Origin of the sequence: Mycolicibacterium phocaicum (assembly GCF_010731115.1) — a bacterium.
Taxonomy (GTDB): domain Bacteria; phylum Actinomycetota; class Actinomycetes; order Mycobacteriales; family Mycobacteriaceae; genus Mycobacterium; species Mycobacterium phocaicum.
The window spans coordinates 3,082,251-3,100,330 of record NZ_AP022616.1 but is presented as its reverse complement, the minus strand read 5'-3'; the positions used below and the strand labels follow the sequence as shown (position 1 = coordinate 3,100,330).

Genomic DNA, 18,080 nt, shown 5'->3' with positions numbered 1-18,080 from the left:
TCGGAAGAATTACCAGTTCAACGCACCTTCGTGGCCCGCGAGCGTGCGCATATTGCACGCCGCAGACGGCGTGTTGCCGTACAGACGCGGCCGCTCGCGAGTGATGGGCCGCACCCTCCCAACCACCTGGTTGGGAGGGCCTGTTACGCTTCCGGGCAGGGGACCGTCTACCTGCCGGTGGATGCACCCACAACCCCATCTCAATAGGACCTGGAGCAAACACATGTCCGAAGAAGCCTTCATCTATGAGGCCATTCGCACGCCCCGTGGCAAGCAGCGCAACGGTGCACTGAACGAGGTCAAGCCGGTCAACCTGATCGTCGGCCTGATCGACGAAATGCGTCGTCGCAATCCCGATCTGGACGAGAACCTGATCAGCGACGTCATCATGGGCGTCGTCTCGCCCGTCGGTGACCAGGGCGGCGACATCGCCCGCACCGCCGCGCTCGTGGCCAAGCTGCCCGAGACCACCGGTGGTTTCCAGCTCAACCGTTTCTGCGCTTCCGGACTGGAGGCCGTGAACCTGGCGGCCCAGAAGGTCCGTTCCGGCTGGGACGACCTGGTGTACGCCGGTGGTGTCGAGTCCATGAGCCGCGTCCCGATGGGTTCGGACGGCGGCGCGTGGGCCGGTGACCCCGAGACCAACTACCGCATCGGCTTCGTCCCGCAGGGCATCGGCGCCGACCTGATCGCCACCATCGAGGGCTTCTCGCGCGAGGACGTCGACGCCTACGCCGTGCGCTCGCAGGAGAAGGCCGCCGCAGCGTGGTCGGGCGGTTACTTCGCCAAGTCGGTCATCCCGGTCAAGGACCAGAACGGCCTGACCATCCTGGACCACGACGAGCACATGCGTCCGGGCACCACCCTGGAGAGCCTGGCCAAGCTGAACTCGGCGTTCGCGGGCCTGGGCGCCATGGGCGGCTTCGACGACGTGGCGCTGCAGAAGTACCACTACGTCGAGAAGATCGACCACGTCCACCACGGTGGCAACAGCTCGGGCATCGTCGACGGCGCCGCGCTGGTGCTGATCGGTAGCGAGGCCGCCGGCAAGTCGCAGAACCTGACCCCGCGCGCCCGCATCGTGGCCACCGCCACCAGCGGTGCCGACCCGGTCATCATGCTGACCGGCCCGACCCCGGCCACCAAGAAGGTGCTGGACCGCGCCGGCCTGACGGTCGACGACATCGACCTGTTCGAGATCAACGAGGCCTTCGCCTCGGTCGTCCTGAAGTTCCAGAAGGACCTGAACATCCCGGACGAGAAGCTGAACGTCAACGGTGGCGCCATCGCGATGGGCCACCCGCTGGGCGCCACCGGCGCCATGATCACCGGAACCATGGTCGACGAGCTCGAGCGCCGCGGTGCGAAGCGTGCGCTGGTCACGCTGTGTATCGGCGGCGGCATGGGCGTGGCCACCATCATCGAGCGCGTCTAGGGAGATTGAAAGAACATGGCTGAGAAGACAATTCAGTGGGACAAGGATGCCGACGGCATCGTCACCCTCACCATGGACGACCCCACGGGTTCGGCCAACGTGATGAACGAGCACTACAAGGAGTCGATGCACTACGCGGTGCAGAGCCTGCTTGCCGAGAAGGACTCCATCACCGGTGTCGTCATCACCAGCGCGAAGAAGACCTTCTTCGCCGGCGGTGACCTCAAGGGCATGATGCAGATCGGCCCCGACGACGCCGGCGAGGCGTTCGCCATGGTCGAGGACATCAAGGCCGACCTGCGCGCCCTGGAGACCCTGGGCAAGCCCGTCGTCGCCGCCATCAACGGCGCCGCCCTCGGCGGTGGCCTGGAGATCGCCCTCGCGTGCCATCACCGCATCGCGGCCGACGTCCGCGGCAGCCAGATCGGCCTGCCCGAGGTCACCCTGGGCCTGCTGCCCGGCGGTGGCGGCGTCGCCCGCACCGTGCGCATGTTCGGCATCCAGAAGGCCTTCATGGAGGTCCTGAGCCAGGGCACCCGCTTCACCCCGGCCAAGGCGCAGGCCACCGGCCTGGTCGACGAGCTCGTCGACACCGTCGAGGAACTGATCCCGGCCGCCAAGGCGTGGATCAAGGCCAACCCCGAGGGTGGCGTGCAGCCGTGGGACGTCAAGGGCTACAAGATGCCCGGTGGCACTCCGTCGAGCCCGGGCCTGGCCGGCATCCTGCCGTCGTTCCCGGCACTGCTGAAGAAGCAGCTCAAGGGCGCCCCGATGCCCGCGCCGCGCGCCATCCTGGATGCCGCCGTCGAGGGTGCGCAGGTCGACTTCGACACCGCGTCGCGCATCGAGAGCCGCTACTTCACCAGCCTGGTCACCGGCCAGACCGCGAAGAACATGATCCAGGCGTTCTTCCTGGACCTGCAGGCCATCAACGGTGGCGCCTCGCGTCCCGAGGGCATCGCCAAGCAGGACATCAAGAAGATCGGTGTGCTGGGCGCGGGCATGATGGGCGCCGGTATCGCCTACGTCTCGGCCAAGGCCGGCTACGAGGTTGTCCTCAAGGACGTCACGCAGGAAGCTGCCGACAAGGGCAAGAACTACTCCGAGAAGATCGAGGCGAAGGCCCTCGAGCGTGGCAAGACCACGCAGGAGAAGTCCGACGCGCTGCTGGCCCGGATCACCCCGACGGCCGATCCGCAGGACCTCAAGGGCGTCGACTTCGTCATCGAGGCCGTGTTCGAGAACCAGGAACTCAAGCACAAGGTGTTCCAGGAGATCGAGGACATCGTCGAGCCCAACGCGCTGCTCGGCTCGAACACCTCCACGCTGCCGATCACCGGTCTGGCGACCGGCGTGAAGCGCCAGGAGGACTTCATCGGTATCCACTTCTTCTCGCCTGTCGACAAGATGCCGCTGGTCGAGATCATCAAGGGCGAGAAGACCTCTGACGAGGCGCTGGCCCGGGTGTTCGACTACACCCTGGCCATCAAGAAGACCCCGATCGTCGTCAACGACAGCCGTGGCTTCTTCACCTCGCGCGTGATCGGCACCTTCGTCAACGAGGCGCTGGCCATGCTGGGCGAGGGCGTTGCGCCCGCCTCCATCGAGCAGGCCGGTTCGCAGGCCGGTTACCCGGCTGCGCCGCTGCAGCTTTCGGATGAGCTCAACCTGGAGCTCATGCACAAGATCGCTGTCGCCACCAAGGAAGGCGTCGAGGCTGCCGGTGGCACCCACGTCGCGCACCCGGCCGAGGCTGTCGTCGAGAAGATGATCGAGCTCGGTCGCCCGTCGCGTCTGAAGGGCGCGGGCTTCTACGAGTACGTCGACGGCAAGCGCACCCAGCTGTGGCCGGGGCTGAAGGAAGCCTTCAACTCGGGTACGACCGAACTGCCGCTGCAGGACATGATCGACCGCATGCTGTTCGCTGAGGCGCTCGAGACGCAGAAGTGCCTCGACGAGGGCGTGCTGACCTCGACCGCGGACGCGAACATCGGCTCGATCATGGGTATCGGCTTCCCGCCGTACACCGGTGGTTCGGCGCAGTTCATCGTCGGTTACCAGGGCGAGCTCGGCGTCGGCAAGGAGGCCTTCGTGGCCCGTGCCAAGGAACTGGCCGCCAAGTACGGCGACCGCTTCCTGCCGCCGGCCTCGCTGGAGAGCTGACCTTCCAGCGTCAACAAAAACCCCCAAATCCCAAGGGATTTGGGGGTTTTTGCGTTGGTGGGTGACGCCCGACCTTGACACCGTGACTTCAGTAGGGGCATAGTTACGCCTGCCTGATAGTAAGGCAGGCATACTAAAACTGATATGGAGTTAACCTGATGGCTGTCCAGATCCGCGAACTGCACCACATCGGCCTCGGCATGGGTAGTGCCAAGGCCGACGAGGCCAAGGACTACTACCGCGATGTGCTGAACCTGACCCAGGACGGCGGCCGGTGGCACATCCCGGGCATCCACGGCTACTTCCTGGATATCCCGAGCGACGTCCAGATTCATCTGCTGGGGAGCGACGGGCCGTCGCCCTACAGCCAGGGGCCCGGCAAGGATCCTGTCGAGAACCACATCGCCCTCGCGGTGGACGACGTCGCCGAAGCCGAGATGGAGCTGAACCGTTTGGGCGTGGACTATTTCGTGCTCGACAACGTCGCGGCCCCTGAGCTCAAGCAGCTCTTCCTGCGCGACCCGGCGAACAACCTGGTGGAGATCCATCAGATCGGCCACTGCCGGTGCCGCAAGAGTCAGCGGTAGCAAGTCCGGTTGGGCACCAAGGGATTACGAGAAAGGCCAGGAGACCGACATGCTGTTCGACATCGACGCCATGGACGTGAAGCCGCGGTACAACCTACTGTCGTCGCTGATCGTCCCGCGTCCGATCGCCTGGGTCACCACTGTTGACGCCGCCGGCCGCGTCAACGCCGCGCCGTTCTCGTTCTTCAATCTCATGTCCGGAACGCCGCCGGTGGTGGTCCTCGGCATCGGCAACCGGGATGGCGCACCGAAGGACACTGCCCGGAACATCGCCGCCACAGGTGAATTCGTGATCAATCTCGTGACCGCCGAACTGCTCGATGCCATGAACATCACCGCAATCGACTTCGACGCGGGCGTCGACGAAATCGGCGAGGCCGGTCTGGAAACGGTGGCGTCGCATGCCGTGGCGCCACCCCGGATCGCGGCGAGCCCAGTGGCGTTGGAGTGCAACTTCACTCAAACGGTACCCCTGGGGCAGGGCCGAAATATGGTGGTCGGCGCCGTTTCCTACGCGCATGTCCGCGACGACGTCGTCATCGAGGAACATCGCGGGCATGTCGACGCGAGCCGGCTGGACGTCGTCGCGCGGATGCACGGTGGTGGCTGGTACACCACGGTCTCCCCGTTTCGCCTCGACCGGATCACTCTGGCGGACAGCAGGTCTCAGTCGTCTGCTGGAGCCACGGGCGCCTTGACGTGAATCCACAGTTTGTCGAGGATGCGCTGCAGGTCCCGGCGGTCACGCTCGCTGAGCACGTCGACCAGCTCGCCACACGCCTGCTCGAAAACCGGGACGGCCTCGGCCACCAGCTTTTCCCCTTCGGGGGTGATCCGCACCGGCGTGCTGCGGCGGTCGGTGGCATGGCGGGTCCGGGTGACGAGCTTGCGGTTCTCCAGCCAGTCGATGAGCCCCGTGGCGCTGGCCTTCGTGATGCCGAAGTACTCGGAAAGTCCGCTGGGAGTTTGGCGGACGGCCCATTCCTCTTCGGGCCGGCCCAGCTGTGCCGCGAAGATCATCAGCACATCGAGTTTGGCTTCCGAGATGTTGACGCGTTCGAGCTTGCGATTGACCGCGGCGATGACGTCGTCGGCCAACCACAGCAGCGACAGTCCCAGCCGGGCGGCGCTGACGTCCTTCGACGGATCGGCACCCTTCATGAGGCTGAGCACGGGCCGCATGGCCTCGAGCGCAGTGAGTTTGACGCGGGCATTGCCGATCGACGACGGGCTCATGACGACAGTCTATGAGCCAGACAGTAAGGCAACCGAACTGAATCGCCGACGCGGCATCACGACAATCGACCAGAGGAAGCGCTCCATATGCTGAACACCGATACCGTGGCGGCCGTGGCAGCCCAACTCGAGGCTGCCCAGGTGAACCGCCAACAGATATCGCAGGTGTCCCGCGTCTACCCACAGATGGATCTCGACGACGCGTATGCCATTCAACAGGCCTGGATGCGGCACAAGATCGCCGCCGGCCGCGAGGTACGCGGGCACAAGATCGGTCTGACCTCGCGGGCCATGCAACGCTCGTCGAACATCGACGAGCCCGACTACGGTGTGCTCCTCGACGACATGTTCTTCCACGACGGCGCCGAGCTGCCGGCCGACCGCTTCATCGTCCCCCGCGTCGAGGTGGAACTCGCCTTCATCCTCGATCGCGCGCTCTCCGGGCCGCGTTGCTCCGTCGTCGACGTGCTGGACGCCACCCGCTATGTCATGCCGGCACTCGAGATCATCGACGCCCGCATCGAACAAGTCGATCCCGAAACCGGCCGCACCCGGACGGTGTTCGACACCATTTCCGACAATGCCGCCAATGCGGCCGTCGTACTCGGTGGAAAGCCGGTGCGCCCCAACGCTATCGATCTGCGCTGGGTCAGTGCCCTGTGCTATCGCAACGCGGTGATCGAGGAGAGCGGCGTCGCCGCGGCCGTCCTGAACCACCCGGCGGTCGGGGTTGCCTGGCTGGCCAACCGGCTGGGGGCACGTGGTGTGACCCTGCAACCCGGCGATGTCATCCTCTCCGGTTCGTTCACTCGTCCCGTGCAAGCCCGCCCCGGCGACACCTTCCACGTCGACTACGGACCGCTCGGATCGATCTCCTGCCGATTCGGTCGGCTCGACGAAAGTGCAGGCCATGCAAGCTGATTGGTTCACCGGTGACGCCGACGGGGGACCGGCCATCGGTTTGTGGCTGGGGCTTGCCAACGCCTACAGCGCCGAGCTGTGCGCAACCCTCGGTTTCGACTGGCTGCTCATCGACGCCGAGCACGCGCCCAACACCGTGCGGACCGTCCTGCACCAGTTGCAGGCCATCTCCGGTAGCGCGAGCACCGCCGTGGTGCGACCGTCGACCACCGATACCGACACCATCAAGCGCTACCTCGACATCGGTGCGCAGCACCTGCTGCTGCCGATGATCGAGAGCGCCCACCAGGCGCGCGACGCCGTCGCCGCCTCGCGATACCCACCGCACGGCACCCGTGGCGTGGGAAGCGCTCTGGCCCGCGCATCGCAGTGGGGCACGCGGGCCGACTACCTCGAGACAGCGAATGCGGGCATTCGCCTGATCGCGCAGATCGAGACTCCCGAGGCAGTCGCTGCTGTCGACGCCATCGCCGGGACCGACGGGATCGACGCCGTCTTCGTCGGCCTGTCAGATCTCGCGGCCACCATGGGTCATCTCGGTCAGCCCGCGCATCCTGAGGTTCAGGATGCGTTCGCCCACGTGGTCGCCCGCGCCCGTCGCGCCGGCAAACCCGTTGGGACCCTTGCTGCCGGCCCGGCGCTTGCCCGGTCCGCCGAGGAGTACGGGTGCAGCTTCATCGCGGTCGGTACTGATATCGGACTGCTTGCCGGCGGCGGTCGGCAGCTGCTGGCCCAAGCTCGCGGCGCCGTCGACGGGCCGCTCCCGACGAGCGGGTACTGAGATCAGCGCGCCGGGTTCGAGTACACCCGCGTGGGTGAGATCAGCACCGCCACCCGACCTTCTTCGCGCATGACGCGGTCATAGGTGTCCCAGTCGTCGTGCGTGCCGCCGGCAGCGGTGAAGACGTTGCGCAACAACACCCGCAGTGTCTCGGCGTCAGTGTCGTCGGGGCCGATGACCTCGGCCGTGCCCTCGGTCGTCAGCCACTGCCACCCCGCGTGCGCGACGACCGAGGTGCGCGGGTCGGCTCGCAGATTGCGCAACTTGCGGGTGGACCCGATCGCGACCAGCGCGACGACCGGCTCCCCGGTTTCCGGATGCGGCATCACACCGGCATTGACCACCGAGGACTGGATGCTGCCGTCACCACGCAGGGTGTTCAGCACGACCAGCCCGTGATCGCGGGCGGACAACTCGGCGAATGCGGAAAGGTCGGTCATGTTTTCTCACTCCGCCACGTCAAATGCGGCAATGACTTTCGTCGGTTTCACCCGGACCACGAGTTCGCCGGGAACACCGTTGCGGCGACCGTATTCCTCGGCGCGGTCGGCGCCCATGTAGCGGCCGCCGGTGCGCGTGGCGATGTCGAGAAGCTCGGTGGGATCCTCGCTCAGTTCGGCGACTCCCTGAACTTGGACAAACCCATAGGGCGGGGTGGTGTCGTCGACGCACAACACCACCCGGGGATCACGGGCCAGGGCCCGTCCTTTGGCGGTGTCCTTGCCGGTGTTGAACACCAGCGCGCCGTCATCCACCACGAACCACACGGGCGCGGCCAGCGGCCGGCCGTCGGCAGCTGTCCAGCCGAGCACGGCGGTACGCGTGCCTTCGGAGAGAAATGCGATCACGTCGTCTGAAAGTTCGCCCATGTGGCCACGCTACGCCCGCATGCGTGGACGTTGCCCACCATTGAACCTGCGGCCAGGCAGACCTGTACTCGGGTTTTGTGTGCGTAGCCGCACGATCGATGTGCGGCCCTCGTTGACTGTGCAACCACGCACTTGTCTACTCGCACTTTGTGTGCGTAGGCGCAATGTCAACGCGCGCAAGGTGATTGCTTGTCAAGTGCCCAGCAGATGACGGTCACTGACCGCGACGCCTCAGGTGCGCCGCCGCGCGAACAGGTAGTAGCGCGCCGGGTTCTTGCCGTTGTGGTCCAGCCCCGGTTCGTCACCGCTGGCGAGCAGCGTCCACCCGAGCGCGAAGCGCCGCTCCACCTCGGCCGGATCGATTCCGGGCACGCCGAACGAGGCACCCGGGACGAACGCGACGATCAGCAGACGCGCGTCCGGCGCCGCGACCGCCGTCACCTCGCCCACGTAGGCGTCGCGGTCGTCGGCACTCATGCCGTGCAGGCAGCCGTTGTCGACGATGAGCGCGAAGTCCGCGCCGATGCCCTGCCCGGTGAGCCGGGTGGCGTCGGCCTGGTCGAATCGCACCGAGCCCGGCGCCGCGGCGTCGCGCTTGGCGGCTTTGGCGCGCGCCTTCTCGACTGCCTTCGCGACGTAGTCGATGCCGGTGACGTCCCAGCCGAGCCCGGCCAGGTACAACGCGTTGTCGCCGGTGCCGCAACCGATGTCGAGCGCGGTCCCCGGTGTCAGGGCACCGTCGCCCTCGACCAATTCACGCAGGCTGGTGGCTAGCGGATGCCCGTCCCACGGGGTGAAGCCGAGCCGGTAGAAGGCCCGGAACAAGCGTTGTCGGGACGACATGGCATCACAGCGCCCCGAGGTCGGCCGACAGCCAGTGCTTCGGGTCGACGGTGACGGTCACGCTGGGGCCGTGCTCGCGCCGGGCCATCTCGAGGTACGCCGGGGCCTTCTCTTTGCCGAGGTACCGCTCGGCCATCTCGACCAGCTGCTCGTCGGTGCCCGTCTCGATGCTGAGCACCGGACCGTCGACGGCGACGTAGCGGACCGACGGCTCCAGCCGCTCGGCCATCAGCGACAGGTGTCCGGCCGCCTCGATCAGCTTGTGTTTACGGGAGCCGAGACCGGTCAGCAGCCACAGTTTGCCGCCGGGGGTGTACTGGTACCAGATCGGCAGCGTCAGGGGACCGCGGTCCGGCCCGGCGTTGACGGACAGTGCCCCGATGTGTGGTTCGGCCAGAAATTGTTCGCGTTCATCCTTGGAAAGGGCCATGAATCCAACGTAGCGAAAAAGGGTGACACCGCAGCGGCTTCGGCCACACGCGCAGACGTCAGTCGGGCAGCGGCATGGTGTCGTAGAGCCGGACGCCCTTCGCGTTGAGCCGCGCCAGTCGCCCGGTCAGGCCACGTGGCAACACCGATATGGCCCGCCCGACGCCGAGAAGTGTTCTTGCGCCCCAAGCAGACTCGGGCACGATGGTCTTGGCGTTGAACCGTGCCATGGCGCGGCTGCCGTCCACCGGTGCGGCCATGGTCCGTTCGTAGGCGGCGAACGCGGCAGTGTGATCGCCGCGGTGCGCCGTCAAGGCATGCGCCAGCACGTAGGCGCCGTATACCGCCAGGCTGGTGCTGCCGCCGACGCCGGGGCCAGGGCAGTACCCGGCGTCACCGACCAGCGTCACCCGGCCCCGGGACCAGGTGCTCATCTCCAGTTGGGTGATGGCGTCGAAATAGAACGACGGGGTGTCGTCGAGTTCCCCGAGCCAGTGGTCGATCTCGGGACCGACGCCCTCGAACGCCGCGCGTAGGTGGCGCTTTTGCGCGTCGATGTCGCGGTAGTGGTAGTCGAGGGGCTCATCGGTGCGGAACATGAACACCGCGCGGGCATCGTCGAGGTGGTCGGCGCTGTACACCATGGCGATCTTCCGCGGTGCCAGGTATCCGCTCATCTCACCTTTGGGCGCAAGCATTTTCGGCACCGACACCACCGCCAGGTAGCCACCGAGGAAATGTTCCCGGGCCTGGTCGCCGAAGGTCAGTTGCCGGACCCCCGAGTGCAGGCCGTCGGCGCCGATCACCAGGTCGTAGCGCTCTGGGGCGCCGGTCTCGAACGTCACCTCACCGGCGTCGGTGATCGACGTGAGTTGGTCCCCGAAGCGGAACTCGGCGTCGTCGCGTACGGCGTCGTAGTACGCCTGGCTGAGGTCGTCACGCATGATCTCGACGTGCCGGTCGGACATGGCCCCGATGAGCTTGACGTAGTCGATGTGGGTCCATCGGGTGCGGGGCGGACGGTTGAGGGTGAGGGCGGTCGTTCCGGTGGCCCGGGCCTCGATGCGGTCCAACACGCCCATGCGTTCGGAGATCTCCATGGCCGGACGGAACAGGTCGACGGCATGGCCGCCGGTCTTGCGCAGGGCGGGTGCGCGTTCGACCACCGTCACGTCGAATTCATTGCGGGACAGCCAGTAGGCCAGGACCGGGCCGGCGATGCTGGCGCCGGAGATGAGCACCTTCATGGATTCCTCCGCATTTACTTAACGGTCGGTAAGTGGATGTGTGGTCAGCTTACCGTCCGTTAAGTAAGTTAGGGTGGCTACGTGGCGAGAACCCCGTCCGAGACTCGATCGCGCATCCAGAATGTGGCGCGCGAGCTATTCAGCCAGAAGGGCGTGCAGCGGACGAGCCTGCAGGACATCGCCGATGAGCTCGGCATCAGTAAACCCGCGCTCTACTACCACTTCAGCTCGCGTGAAGACCTCGTGCGCAGCATCCTGCAGCCGTTGATCGACGAAGGCGAGGAATTCGTCGCTGCCCAGGAACGGTTGCGCGGCGCAGCGCGGGCCACTCCGCGCGAGCTGCTGCAGGGCTACTTCGACTTCCACTACCGGCACCGCGCCGACCTGCTGCTGATCGTCACCGAGCTGACCACGCTGGCAGACCTGGGGCTGATCGACAGGATGCTGGCCTGGCGCGAGCGGCTCGGCAAGCTGGTCTTCGGGCGCGGGCCCACCCTCGAACAGTCCACCCGGGCCGTCATCGCGTTCGGTGGTCTCCAGGACTGCTGCCTGCAGTTCCCGGACGTGCCGGTCGACCAACTCAGACGCGCGACGGTCGACGGTGCGATGGCCGCGCTCGGGCTGCCGGAGTGACGGGCCGTTCGCGTCCCGAACCAGCCGCATCCGGTGCCGCACCCGTCCGCGTCGGTACGATTGCCGCATATCGGTCTGAGCGCTAGACGCCGAACGCAACGGAGAGTGCCTGTTGGAGATCCCCTTTATCGGGCCACTGACGCTGTCCGGGTTCTCGAGCGGTTGGTTCTTCCTGTATCTGATTGCCGTCGTCGGTGCCGTCGCGATCTATCTGCTGCTGCGCAAGGCCCGTCGCAAGCGCGTCCTGCGGTTCGCCAACACCGAGCTCCTGGAGCAGGTTGTCGCAGCTCGTCCGAAGACGCGGTCGCGGTGGCGTCACCTGCCTGCGGTGCTGCTGGTGGTCTCGCTGGTCTTTCTCACCACCGCAATGGCCGGACCGACCCACGACATCCGGATTCCGCGTAACCGCGCCGTCGTCATGCTCGTCATCGACGTCTCCGAATCGATGATCGCCACCGACGTCAAGCCCAGCCGCATCGAGGCGGCGAAGAGCGCCGGCAAGACGTTCGTCAAGGGCCTGACCAACGGGATCAGCGTCGGCCTGGTCCAATTCTCTTCCAGCGCAACGATGCTGGTGGCGCCGACGAGCGACCACGACGTCGTCGCGCGGACCATCGACACCCTGGAGCCGTCCCCGCGCACCGCGACGGGCGAAGGCATCTTCACGGCGCTGCAGGCCATCGCCACCCTCGACGCCGTCATGGGCGGCGGTGACGGTCCGCCGCCCGCGCACATCGTGCTGATGTCGGACGGTAAGGAAACCGTGCCTGCGGATCCGAACGACCCGCGCGGCGCACTGACGGCGGCGCGCGCGGCCAAGGACCAGGACGTCGTGATCTCGACCATCTCGTTCGGTACGCCGTCGGGTGTCATCACCTACGAGGGGCAGGAAGTGCCGGTCCCGACCGATGACCTGTCGCTGCAGAAGATCGCGAAGGTGACCGGCGGTGAGTCGTTCCGCGCCGAGACCCTCGACCAGCTGACCCGCGTGTACGCCAACCTGCAGGAGCAGATCGGCTACCAGACCATCCGCGGCGACGCCAGCGGCAGCTGGACCCGCGTCGGATTCTTCGTGCTGGTCCTGGCCCTGTTCGCGGGCCTGAAGATCAACAACCGCCTGCCGGGCTGACGCATGTCCCGGCGGCACCTCGCGGTGCTACTCGCAGCGGTGGTCGTGGGCGGCTGTGCCAACTCCGAGCCGGGACAGGCCGAGAAACCGGCCGGTGGGCCGCCGTCGTCCGTCGTTGACGCGAGCCTGCTCGGCAGCGGGAACTTCCCGGTGACTCCGACGCCGCCCTTGGGCACGGCGGGTGTCATGTCGACCGGGGCCTTGATCGATGCGCGCCGGTTGGCCGACGACGTCGTGGGGCCCTGGGAGATCGATCCGCAGATGGTGGTGCCCGGCCAATCCCGGGCCGTCGTGATCCCCGGCGCGCCGGCCCTCGGCACGATCCTGCCCGCCGCGGTGGCGAGCACCGCCGGCGCCCACAACATGCTCTACGGCTTCGCGTCCGACCGGCAGGACCCCGACCGGTGGCGGTTGATGAACGCCGTCCTACGGTTCCCCGACGCAGCCGCGGCAGGCGCGGCCGCCGCGGATCTGGCAGGCGCGGTCGCCGGGCTGACGCCGACCTTGGATCACCCGGTGCCGATCAGTGGGCACCCGGACGCGCGAGCCGTCACGCTCGGCTCGAACCTTGACGCCGGGCCGGATCAGCCGGTCACGCTCTACGCGTTCACGCCGCACGGTCCGTATGTGCTGACACAGTTGGTCTACGCGCCGGACCAGGACGCCGCGGCAACGGCCGTCGCCGCCGCGCTGACCGCGCAGATGCCGCGCATCGACCAATTCGTGCCGACCGATCCGGCGAAGTTCGCGGCGCTGGCGGTGGATCCGTCGGGCATGTTGTCGCACACCATGCCGCCCCCGACTTTTCCCGATCCGCCGTCTTCCCGGCTGCCCGACGCCAAGGTCGGCGGTTACCTGCCGCGGGCCGCGCTCCATTTTCAGGACGATCCGGCCGGGGCCGCACCGCTGTTGGAGGCCGCAGGGCTGCGGGAGATGACGTATGACCAGACGATCCTCTATCGCGTGAAAGACGCGGCGGCCGCCAAGAAGTTGGTTGACGACCTGGCCGATCTCACCGGGCGCACCGAGGTGTCGACGCGGCCGGCCAATGCCGTCGACTTCCTGCCGGGCAGCCGCTGCGTCCAATCCGAGATGGATCCGACGATGACCAACGGTTCGATGTTCTATTGCTTTGCGGCGCTGAACGACACCGTCATCGCAGTGCACAACGCCGATGCCACCGGTGCACGCCAGGAGACGGCGGCGCAGTACAAGATGCTGTTGACGCCTTAGCGTCCCGGCATGGTCTTGCCGATGGCGTTGCCCGCCGCGGCGTCGGTGCTCTGGTACTTGGTGGCCGCGGTGCGCAGTGAGTCGGCGAAGCCCGTGATGGCCTTGCCCAGGTTCTGGCAGTCGGTGTTCAGCACCGGGGCGACGCGCTGGCAGGCGGCGCCGGAGGCGAGCCCCGACATGCCGGCCGCGGCCGAGTTCAGGGGTTCTCCCGGCTTGGCTTCGCCGACGGCCGAGCCGCACGAGGTCATGGTGCTCGCCGCGGCAGTCAGCACCTGCGGATCGACGTGCAATTCGGGGGCCATGGACTTCAGCCTAAGCCCGTACCGCGACGGTTCCCGACGCTGTTTCGTGGAGCGGCGTGCTCGGGCCTGGCCGTGCGATCGCCGTTCGGCCTAAAGTCGGGGCCATGCGCTTCGGATTGTTCATCCCGCAAGGTTGGCGTCTCGATCTGGTGGGGATCGCCCCGCAGGACCACTGGCAGGTGATGCGCGATCTGGCCGCGCACGCCGACGGCGGACCCTGGGATTCGCTGTGGGTCTACGACCATTTCCACACCGTGCCGATGCCGACCGCGGAGGCCACGCACGAGGCGTGGACGCTGATGGCGGCCTACGCGGCGACGACCTCGCGGATCAAGCTCGGTCAGATGTGTACCGCGATCAGCTACCGCAACCCCGCGTATCTGGCGAAGGTCGCGGCGACCACCGACATCATCTCCGGTGGCCGGGTCCAGATGGGCATCGGTGGCGGCTGGTACGAACACGAATGGCGCGCTTACGGTTACGGCTTCCCGTCGGCCGGTGTGCGGCTGGCCCGGCTCGACGAAGGCGTACAGATCATGCGCACCGCCTGGCGCGACGGGGTGGTGAGCTTCGACGGCAGGCACTACCAGGTCGACGGCGCCATCGTGCAACCGAGGCCGTTGCAGGACAACGGCATTCCGCTGTGGATCGCGGGCGGCGGCGAGAAGGTGACGCTGAAGATCGCCGCGAAGTACGCGCAGTACACCAACTTCACCTCTGAGCCCGACGGCTTCGCGCACAAATCCGAAGTGCTGCAACAGCACTGCCGTGAGGTCGGCACCGACTACGACGGCATCGTCCGCTCGGCCAACTTCAACGTGGTGATCGGTGAGTCCGAGGACGACGTCGCGGCCCGCATCGCGCGCATCCGGGATCGCCAGGTCACCGTCGCGCACGAAGCCGCCGTCGACGCGATGGTGAAAAACCTGACATCGCCCGATTCTGCTTGCGGCACAACCGAACAGGTCATCGCGAAGCTGCAGAAGATCAAGGATCTCGGCTGCGCGTACGCGATCCTGTACTTCCCTGAGGCCGCATACGACAGGTCGAGCATCGAGGCTTTCGAGCGCGAGGTCATTCCCGCGCTCAGTGACTAGCCACCGTGGACGGATTTCTGGTCGACGCACCGCCGCTGCGGCCGCCGGTGTGGGTGCAGCAGTTCTGGGGTGACCTCACGTTCCTGCACTGGCCCGTCGACCCGGCGAGCGTCGCGCACCTGTATCCGCCCGGCACCGCGCCGGACATCTTCTCCGACGGGCTGACGTACGTCGGCCTGGTGCCGTTCGTCATGCACCGCTCGGCGGTGGCCGGCGGTGTGCCGTTGCCGTACTTCGGCACCTTCGCCGAAACCAACGTGCGGCTGTACTCGGTCGACGCCGCCGGCCGGCACGGCGTGCTGTTCCGGTCGCTGGAGACGACGCGGCTGGCGGTCGTGGGGGCGACGCGGCTCGGCATGGGTGTGCCCTACACCTGGGCCAAACTGCGCGTCACCCGCACCGGTGACCGGATCACCTACTCGGGCACGCGCCGGTGGCCCGAGCGGGGCCTGCGCACCCTGGCCGACGTCGCGATCGGTGCGCCCGTCGAACCCTCGCCCTTGGAGGTGTGGCTGACGGCTCGGTGGGGCGCGCACACCCGCAAGGCCGGCCGGACGTGGTGGGTGCCCAACGAACATCCCACCTGGCCGCTGCAACAGGCCGAGGTGGTCGAGCTGACCGACGATCTGGTGCCGGCCAGCGGGGTGGTGCCGGTGGGTCCGCCGTTGCGCGCGCTGTTCTCGCCGGGCGTGCTGGCCCGTTTCGGGCGGCCGACCGCGCTTCGTTGAGCCTTTACTCGAAGGTGTCCGATTCCGGTCCGGAAGATGAACGGCTGGTAGCGCAAAGGTGCAGTCTCGCTGATCATTGCGCCATGTTGCCGACGATGCGTGATTCCGGACTCCGAGCCGGTGCGGTGCCGATCCCTTCCAACGCCGTGTCCAGTCGGCGCACGGTGCGCCCCGGCGTCGTGAGTGGCCGGCCGCGGGTCAGTGCCGGTCCCGCTCCCGCGCACCGGGCCGACCTGGCGCAATCGCGCCTGTTCGCGGCCCTGCTGCTGGACGAGATCGCCGATCTGGAGGACCAGATGACGTTGGCGGAGCGGCGATCCCGGCGCGCCCAAGCCGCCACGGGGTCGGCGGCCGAACTCCCGTCGGAGACGCTGCTGGCGCTGCGCCGCAGGGTCCTGGAGGTGCAGCGGATGCTCGACGCACTGCGTCGTCGCTTCCCGGGCGAGGGGGATTCGCTGCGCGTGATTTAAACCGCCAAAGGGTCGCCACGGGCATTGCTGAGGCGGATAGTCAGATCATGGAGAAGATCTCTTTGACCGCGCTCGCCCGTCAGCATCTGGACGCCGCGAAGAACGGGAATGGCGGGCGCAGCGCGCACACGGTCTTCGGCGGCCACGAGCACGCGTTGCGGCAGACGCTGATCGCTCTCGCCGACGGCAATGAGTTGGGCGAACACGAGAGCCCCGGCGAGGCCACGCTTCAGGTGCTGCAGGGGCGGGTGCGCCTCGTCGCCGAACAGGCCAGCTGGGACGGCATGGCCGGCGACCACATCATCATCCCGCCCACTCGGCACAGCCTGAAGGCGCTCGCCGACTCGGTGGTGCTGCTGACCGTGGTCAAACAGCCGGCGCGTTAGCCGGAATGAAGGTCATCGCGCGCTCGGCGAGCGCGGTGATCGTCAGGCTCGGATTGGCTCCGACGTTGGCCGGGACTGCCGCGCCATCGGTGACCAGCAGGTTCTCGTAGCCGAAGACGTGGCTCCGGCTGTCGACGACACCGGTCTCAGGAGAGGCGCCGATCACCGCGCCGCCGAGGATGTGCGCCGTCGACGGGATCGCGAAAATGCCTTCTGTCACACCGGAATAGGCGACGCCGCCCATGCGGCGCGCGAACCATTTCGCCGCGTCGTAGGCGGCGGGCACGAAGTCCGGGTTGGGGTTGTCGGGATCCTGCTCGGTGGTCAGGGCGACGTTGCCGTTCGGGAGCCGCATCTTGACCTTCAGGCGCATCGCATTGTCGATGGACTGCATGACCAGCAGGATGATCACGCGGCGCGAAGTGTCCTTGATCTTCCAGGCCGCCAGCGCTGCCTTCGGGTTCTTCGCGGCGGCGGCCAGGAAGTGAAGCGGCCGGGTGCCGCGCTTGCCCGCCTCGATCATCAGGTTGAACAGCAGCGACTGGCTGTCGCCGCCCTTGCCGTATGTGACGACCTCGATGTGGGTGGCGGGGTCGGTGTAGATGCTCGACGTGATCGCGATCGAGTGGGTGAAGTCGTCGGGGTAGTCCTTGGGTGCCATCACCGCCATGATCGATTCGCTGTTGGTGCGCACCACGTACCCGAGGCGGTCGGAGATGTTCGGTAGCGAACCGCCGAGCTTGCAGCGCTGCAGGAGGCGGTTGGTGCCCAGCGCCCCGGCTGCGACGACGACCCCGCGGGCGCGCAGTTTCTCGGCCGACCGCTTGCCGAGCGCGCCGCTCTTCTGGTGTGTCACTTCGTATCCCGTGGCACCACGGGCGTCGAGCGGCTTGATGTCGGTCACCGACCGTTCGCTGAAAATCTTCACGCCGAGCTTCTCGGCGAACCACAGGTAGTTCTTGCGCAGGGTGTTTTTGGCGCCGTGGCGGCAGCCGACCATGCACGACCCGCACTTGATGCAGCCCGTTCGGTCGGGTCCGTCGCCGTCGAAGTACGGGTCGGCCACCGTCTTGCCGGGCTGGCCGAGGAACACCCCCACCCGCGTACGGCGGTAGGTGTCGCCGACGCCGATCGACTCGCTGTACTCCTTCAACAGCAGGTCCGCGGGGCCGTCGTCGTCGTACTCGGTGACGCCGAGCATCCGTTCGGCTTCGTCGTAGTGCGGCGCTAGTTCGGTCTCCCAGTCGGCCAGCCCCTTCCACTGCGGGCTCTCGTAGAAATTCGGGAACGCCCGGTACAGCGTGTTCGCATAGCCCAGGCTGCCACCGCCGACACCGCAGCCGGAGCCGATGAAGATGTCCTTGAACAGCGTCAGCCGGAGGATGCCGCGCATCCCGACCTGCGGTGCCCAGTAGTAGTTCTTGGCATCCTTGGTCTCATCCGCGAAGTCGGCGTCCTCGAATCGGCGGCCGCATTCGAGAACCGCTACGCGATAACCCTTTTCGGCCAGCCGCAGCGCCGAGACGCTGCCGCCGAAGCCGGAGCCGATGACCAGCCAGTCATAGTCGTACGTCATCAGTGACCTCCGCAG

21 protein-coding genes are annotated in these 18,080 nt (G+C 67.1%); 13 read left to right on the top strand and 8 right to left on the bottom strand.

What is annotated here, in order from left to right; translation table 11 throughout:
• Positions 1–223 precede the first annotated feature (223 nt).
• The 4 genes from G6N46_RS14940 to G6N46_RS14925 all read left to right on the top strand — a co-directional run bounded on the left by G6N46_RS14940 (position 224) and on the right by G6N46_RS14925 (position 4,888).
• Positions 224–1,435 (top strand): acetyl-CoA C-acetyltransferase, encoded by a 1,212-nt coding sequence (locus G6N46_RS14940; protein ID WP_138247897.1) that lies wholly within the window; start codon positions 224–226, stop codon positions 1,433–1,435.
• A gap of 15 nt (positions 1,436–1,450) precedes the next feature.
• Entirely contained in the window at positions 1,451–3,598 is a 2,148-nt protein-coding gene (locus G6N46_RS14935; protein ID WP_138247898.1) for a 3-hydroxyacyl-CoA dehydrogenase NAD-binding domain-containing protein, read from the top strand.
• 158 nt (positions 3,599–3,756) lie between these two features.
• Complete coding sequence (locus tag G6N46_RS14930; protein ID WP_138247899.1) at positions 3,757–4,185, top strand: VOC family protein; 429 nt, start codon at positions 3,757–3,759, stop codon at positions 4,183–4,185.
• A 49-nt stretch (positions 4,186–4,234) separates the two neighbouring features.
• Positions 4,235–4,888 carry a flavin reductase family protein gene (locus tag G6N46_RS14925; RefSeq protein ID WP_234880526.1) on the top strand — a complete coding sequence of 218 codons (654 nt, stop codon included), beginning with the start codon at positions 4,235–4,237 and terminating at the stop codon, positions 4,886–4,888.
• Here G6N46_RS14925 and G6N46_RS14920 read toward each other — a convergent pair.
• Positions 4,852–5,421: a MarR family winged helix-turn-helix transcriptional regulator gene (locus tag G6N46_RS14920; protein ID WP_138247900.1), complete on the bottom strand. Its 570-nt coding sequence runs from the start codon at positions 5,419–5,421 to the stop codon at positions 4,852–4,854. The two genes, G6N46_RS14925 and G6N46_RS14920, sit on opposite strands and share 37 nt — an antisense overlap.
• A gap of 87 nt (positions 5,422–5,508) precedes the next feature.
• On the opposite strand from G6N46_RS14920, the gene hpaH reads away from it, so the two are divergent.
• Positions 5,509–6,342 (top strand): 2-oxo-hept-4-ene-1,7-dioate hydratase, encoded by an 834-nt coding sequence (gene hpaH / locus G6N46_RS14915; protein WP_138247901.1) that lies wholly within the window; start codon positions 5,509–5,511, stop codon positions 6,340–6,342.
• Complete coding sequence (locus tag G6N46_RS14910) at positions 6,332–7,123, top strand: HpcH/HpaI aldolase family protein (RefSeq protein ID WP_138247902.1); 792 nt, start codon at positions 6,332–6,334, stop codon at positions 7,121–7,123. Before hpaH ends, G6N46_RS14910 begins: the two co-directional genes overlap by 11 nt.
• 2 nt (positions 7,124–7,125) lie before the next feature.
• Here the strand turns inward: G6N46_RS14910 and G6N46_RS14905 are convergent, their stop codons facing one another.
• From G6N46_RS14905 to G6N46_RS14885, 5 genes are all read right to left on the bottom strand, one after another.
• A complete protein-coding gene (locus G6N46_RS14905; RefSeq protein ID WP_138247903.1) occupies positions 7,126–7,563 on the bottom strand; it encodes a TIGR03618 family F420-dependent PPOX class oxidoreductase in 438 nt (145 codons plus the stop codon).
• Between the two features lie 6 nt (positions 7,564–7,569).
• Positions 7,570–7,992, bottom strand: a complete 423-nt coding sequence (locus G6N46_RS14900; protein ID WP_138247904.1) for a PPOX class F420-dependent oxidoreductase — start codon at positions 7,990–7,992, stop codon at positions 7,570–7,572.
• A 231-nt stretch (positions 7,993–8,223) separates the two neighbouring features.
• Entirely contained in the window at positions 8,224–8,835 is a 612-nt protein-coding gene (locus G6N46_RS14895; RefSeq protein WP_138247905.1) for a class I SAM-dependent methyltransferase, read from the bottom strand.
• Between the two features lie 4 nt (positions 8,836–8,839).
• A complete protein-coding gene (locus tag G6N46_RS14890; RefSeq protein WP_138247906.1) occupies positions 8,840–9,265 on the bottom strand; it encodes a pyridoxamine 5'-phosphate oxidase family protein in 426 nt (141 codons plus the stop codon).
• A gap of 58 nt (positions 9,266–9,323) precedes the next feature.
• Positions 9,324–10,511 carry an FAD-dependent monooxygenase gene (locus G6N46_RS14885; RefSeq protein WP_138247907.1) on the bottom strand — a complete coding sequence of 396 codons (1,188 nt, stop codon included), beginning with the start codon at positions 10,509–10,511 and terminating at the stop codon, positions 9,324–9,326.
• A gap of 81 nt (positions 10,512–10,592) precedes the next feature.
• Here G6N46_RS14885 and G6N46_RS14880 point away from each other — a divergent pair, with 81 nt between their 5' ends.
• The 3 genes from G6N46_RS14880 to G6N46_RS14870 all read left to right on the top strand — a co-directional run bounded on the left by G6N46_RS14880 (position 10,593) and on the right by G6N46_RS14870 (position 13,506).
• Complete coding sequence (locus tag G6N46_RS14880) at positions 10,593–11,144, top strand: TetR/AcrR family transcriptional regulator (RefSeq protein WP_138247908.1); 552 nt, start codon at positions 10,593–10,595, stop codon at positions 11,142–11,144.
• A gap of 112 nt (positions 11,145–11,256) precedes the next feature.
• Positions 11,257–12,273, top strand: coding sequence for a VWA domain-containing protein (locus G6N46_RS14875; protein WP_138247909.1), 1,017 nt, complete (start codon positions 11,257–11,259; stop codon positions 12,271–12,273).
• A 3-nt stretch (positions 12,274–12,276) separates the two neighbouring features.
• Entirely contained in the window at positions 12,277–13,506 is a 1,230-nt protein-coding gene (locus G6N46_RS14870; protein ID WP_138247910.1) for a DUF7373 family lipoprotein, read from the top strand.
• Here G6N46_RS14870 and G6N46_RS14865 read toward each other — a convergent pair.
• Complete coding sequence (locus tag G6N46_RS14865) at positions 13,503–13,808, bottom strand: type VII secretion target (protein WP_061004862.1); 306 nt, start codon at positions 13,806–13,808, stop codon at positions 13,503–13,505. The two genes, G6N46_RS14870 and G6N46_RS14865, sit on opposite strands and share 4 nt — an antisense overlap.
• A 104-nt stretch (positions 13,809–13,912) precedes the next feature.
• Here G6N46_RS14865 and G6N46_RS14860 point away from each other — a divergent pair, with 104 nt between their 5' ends.
• The 4 genes from G6N46_RS14860 to G6N46_RS14845 all read left to right on the top strand — a co-directional run bounded on the left by G6N46_RS14860 (position 13,913) and on the right by G6N46_RS14845 (position 16,489).
• Complete coding sequence (locus tag G6N46_RS14860; protein WP_064859737.1) at positions 13,913–14,905, top strand: LLM class F420-dependent oxidoreductase; 993 nt, start codon at positions 13,913–13,915, stop codon at positions 14,903–14,905.
• Positions 14,906–14,910: 5 nt separating this feature from the next.
• Positions 14,911–15,633 (top strand): YqjF family protein, encoded by a 723-nt coding sequence (locus tag G6N46_RS14855; RefSeq protein ID WP_064859736.1) that lies wholly within the window; start codon positions 14,911–14,913, stop codon positions 15,631–15,633.
• Positions 15,634–15,728: 95 nt separating this feature from the next.
• A complete protein-coding gene (locus tag G6N46_RS14850) occupies positions 15,729–16,103 on the top strand; it encodes a hypothetical protein (RefSeq protein ID WP_131808797.1) in 375 nt (124 codons plus the stop codon).
• A 47-nt stretch (positions 16,104–16,150) separates the two neighbouring features.
• Positions 16,151–16,489 carry a cupin domain-containing protein gene (locus tag G6N46_RS14845; protein ID WP_061006989.1) on the top strand — a complete coding sequence of 113 codons (339 nt, stop codon included), beginning with the start codon at positions 16,151–16,153 and terminating at the stop codon, positions 16,487–16,489.
• On the opposite strand, the gene G6N46_RS14840 is transcribed toward G6N46_RS14845, so the two are convergent.
• Positions 16,470–18,065 (bottom strand): GMC oxidoreductase, encoded by a 1,596-nt coding sequence (locus G6N46_RS14840; protein WP_138247911.1) that lies wholly within the window; start codon positions 18,063–18,065, stop codon positions 16,470–16,472. The two genes, G6N46_RS14845 and G6N46_RS14840, sit on opposite strands and share 20 nt — an antisense overlap.
• Positions 18,066–18,080: the final 15 nt, after the last annotated feature.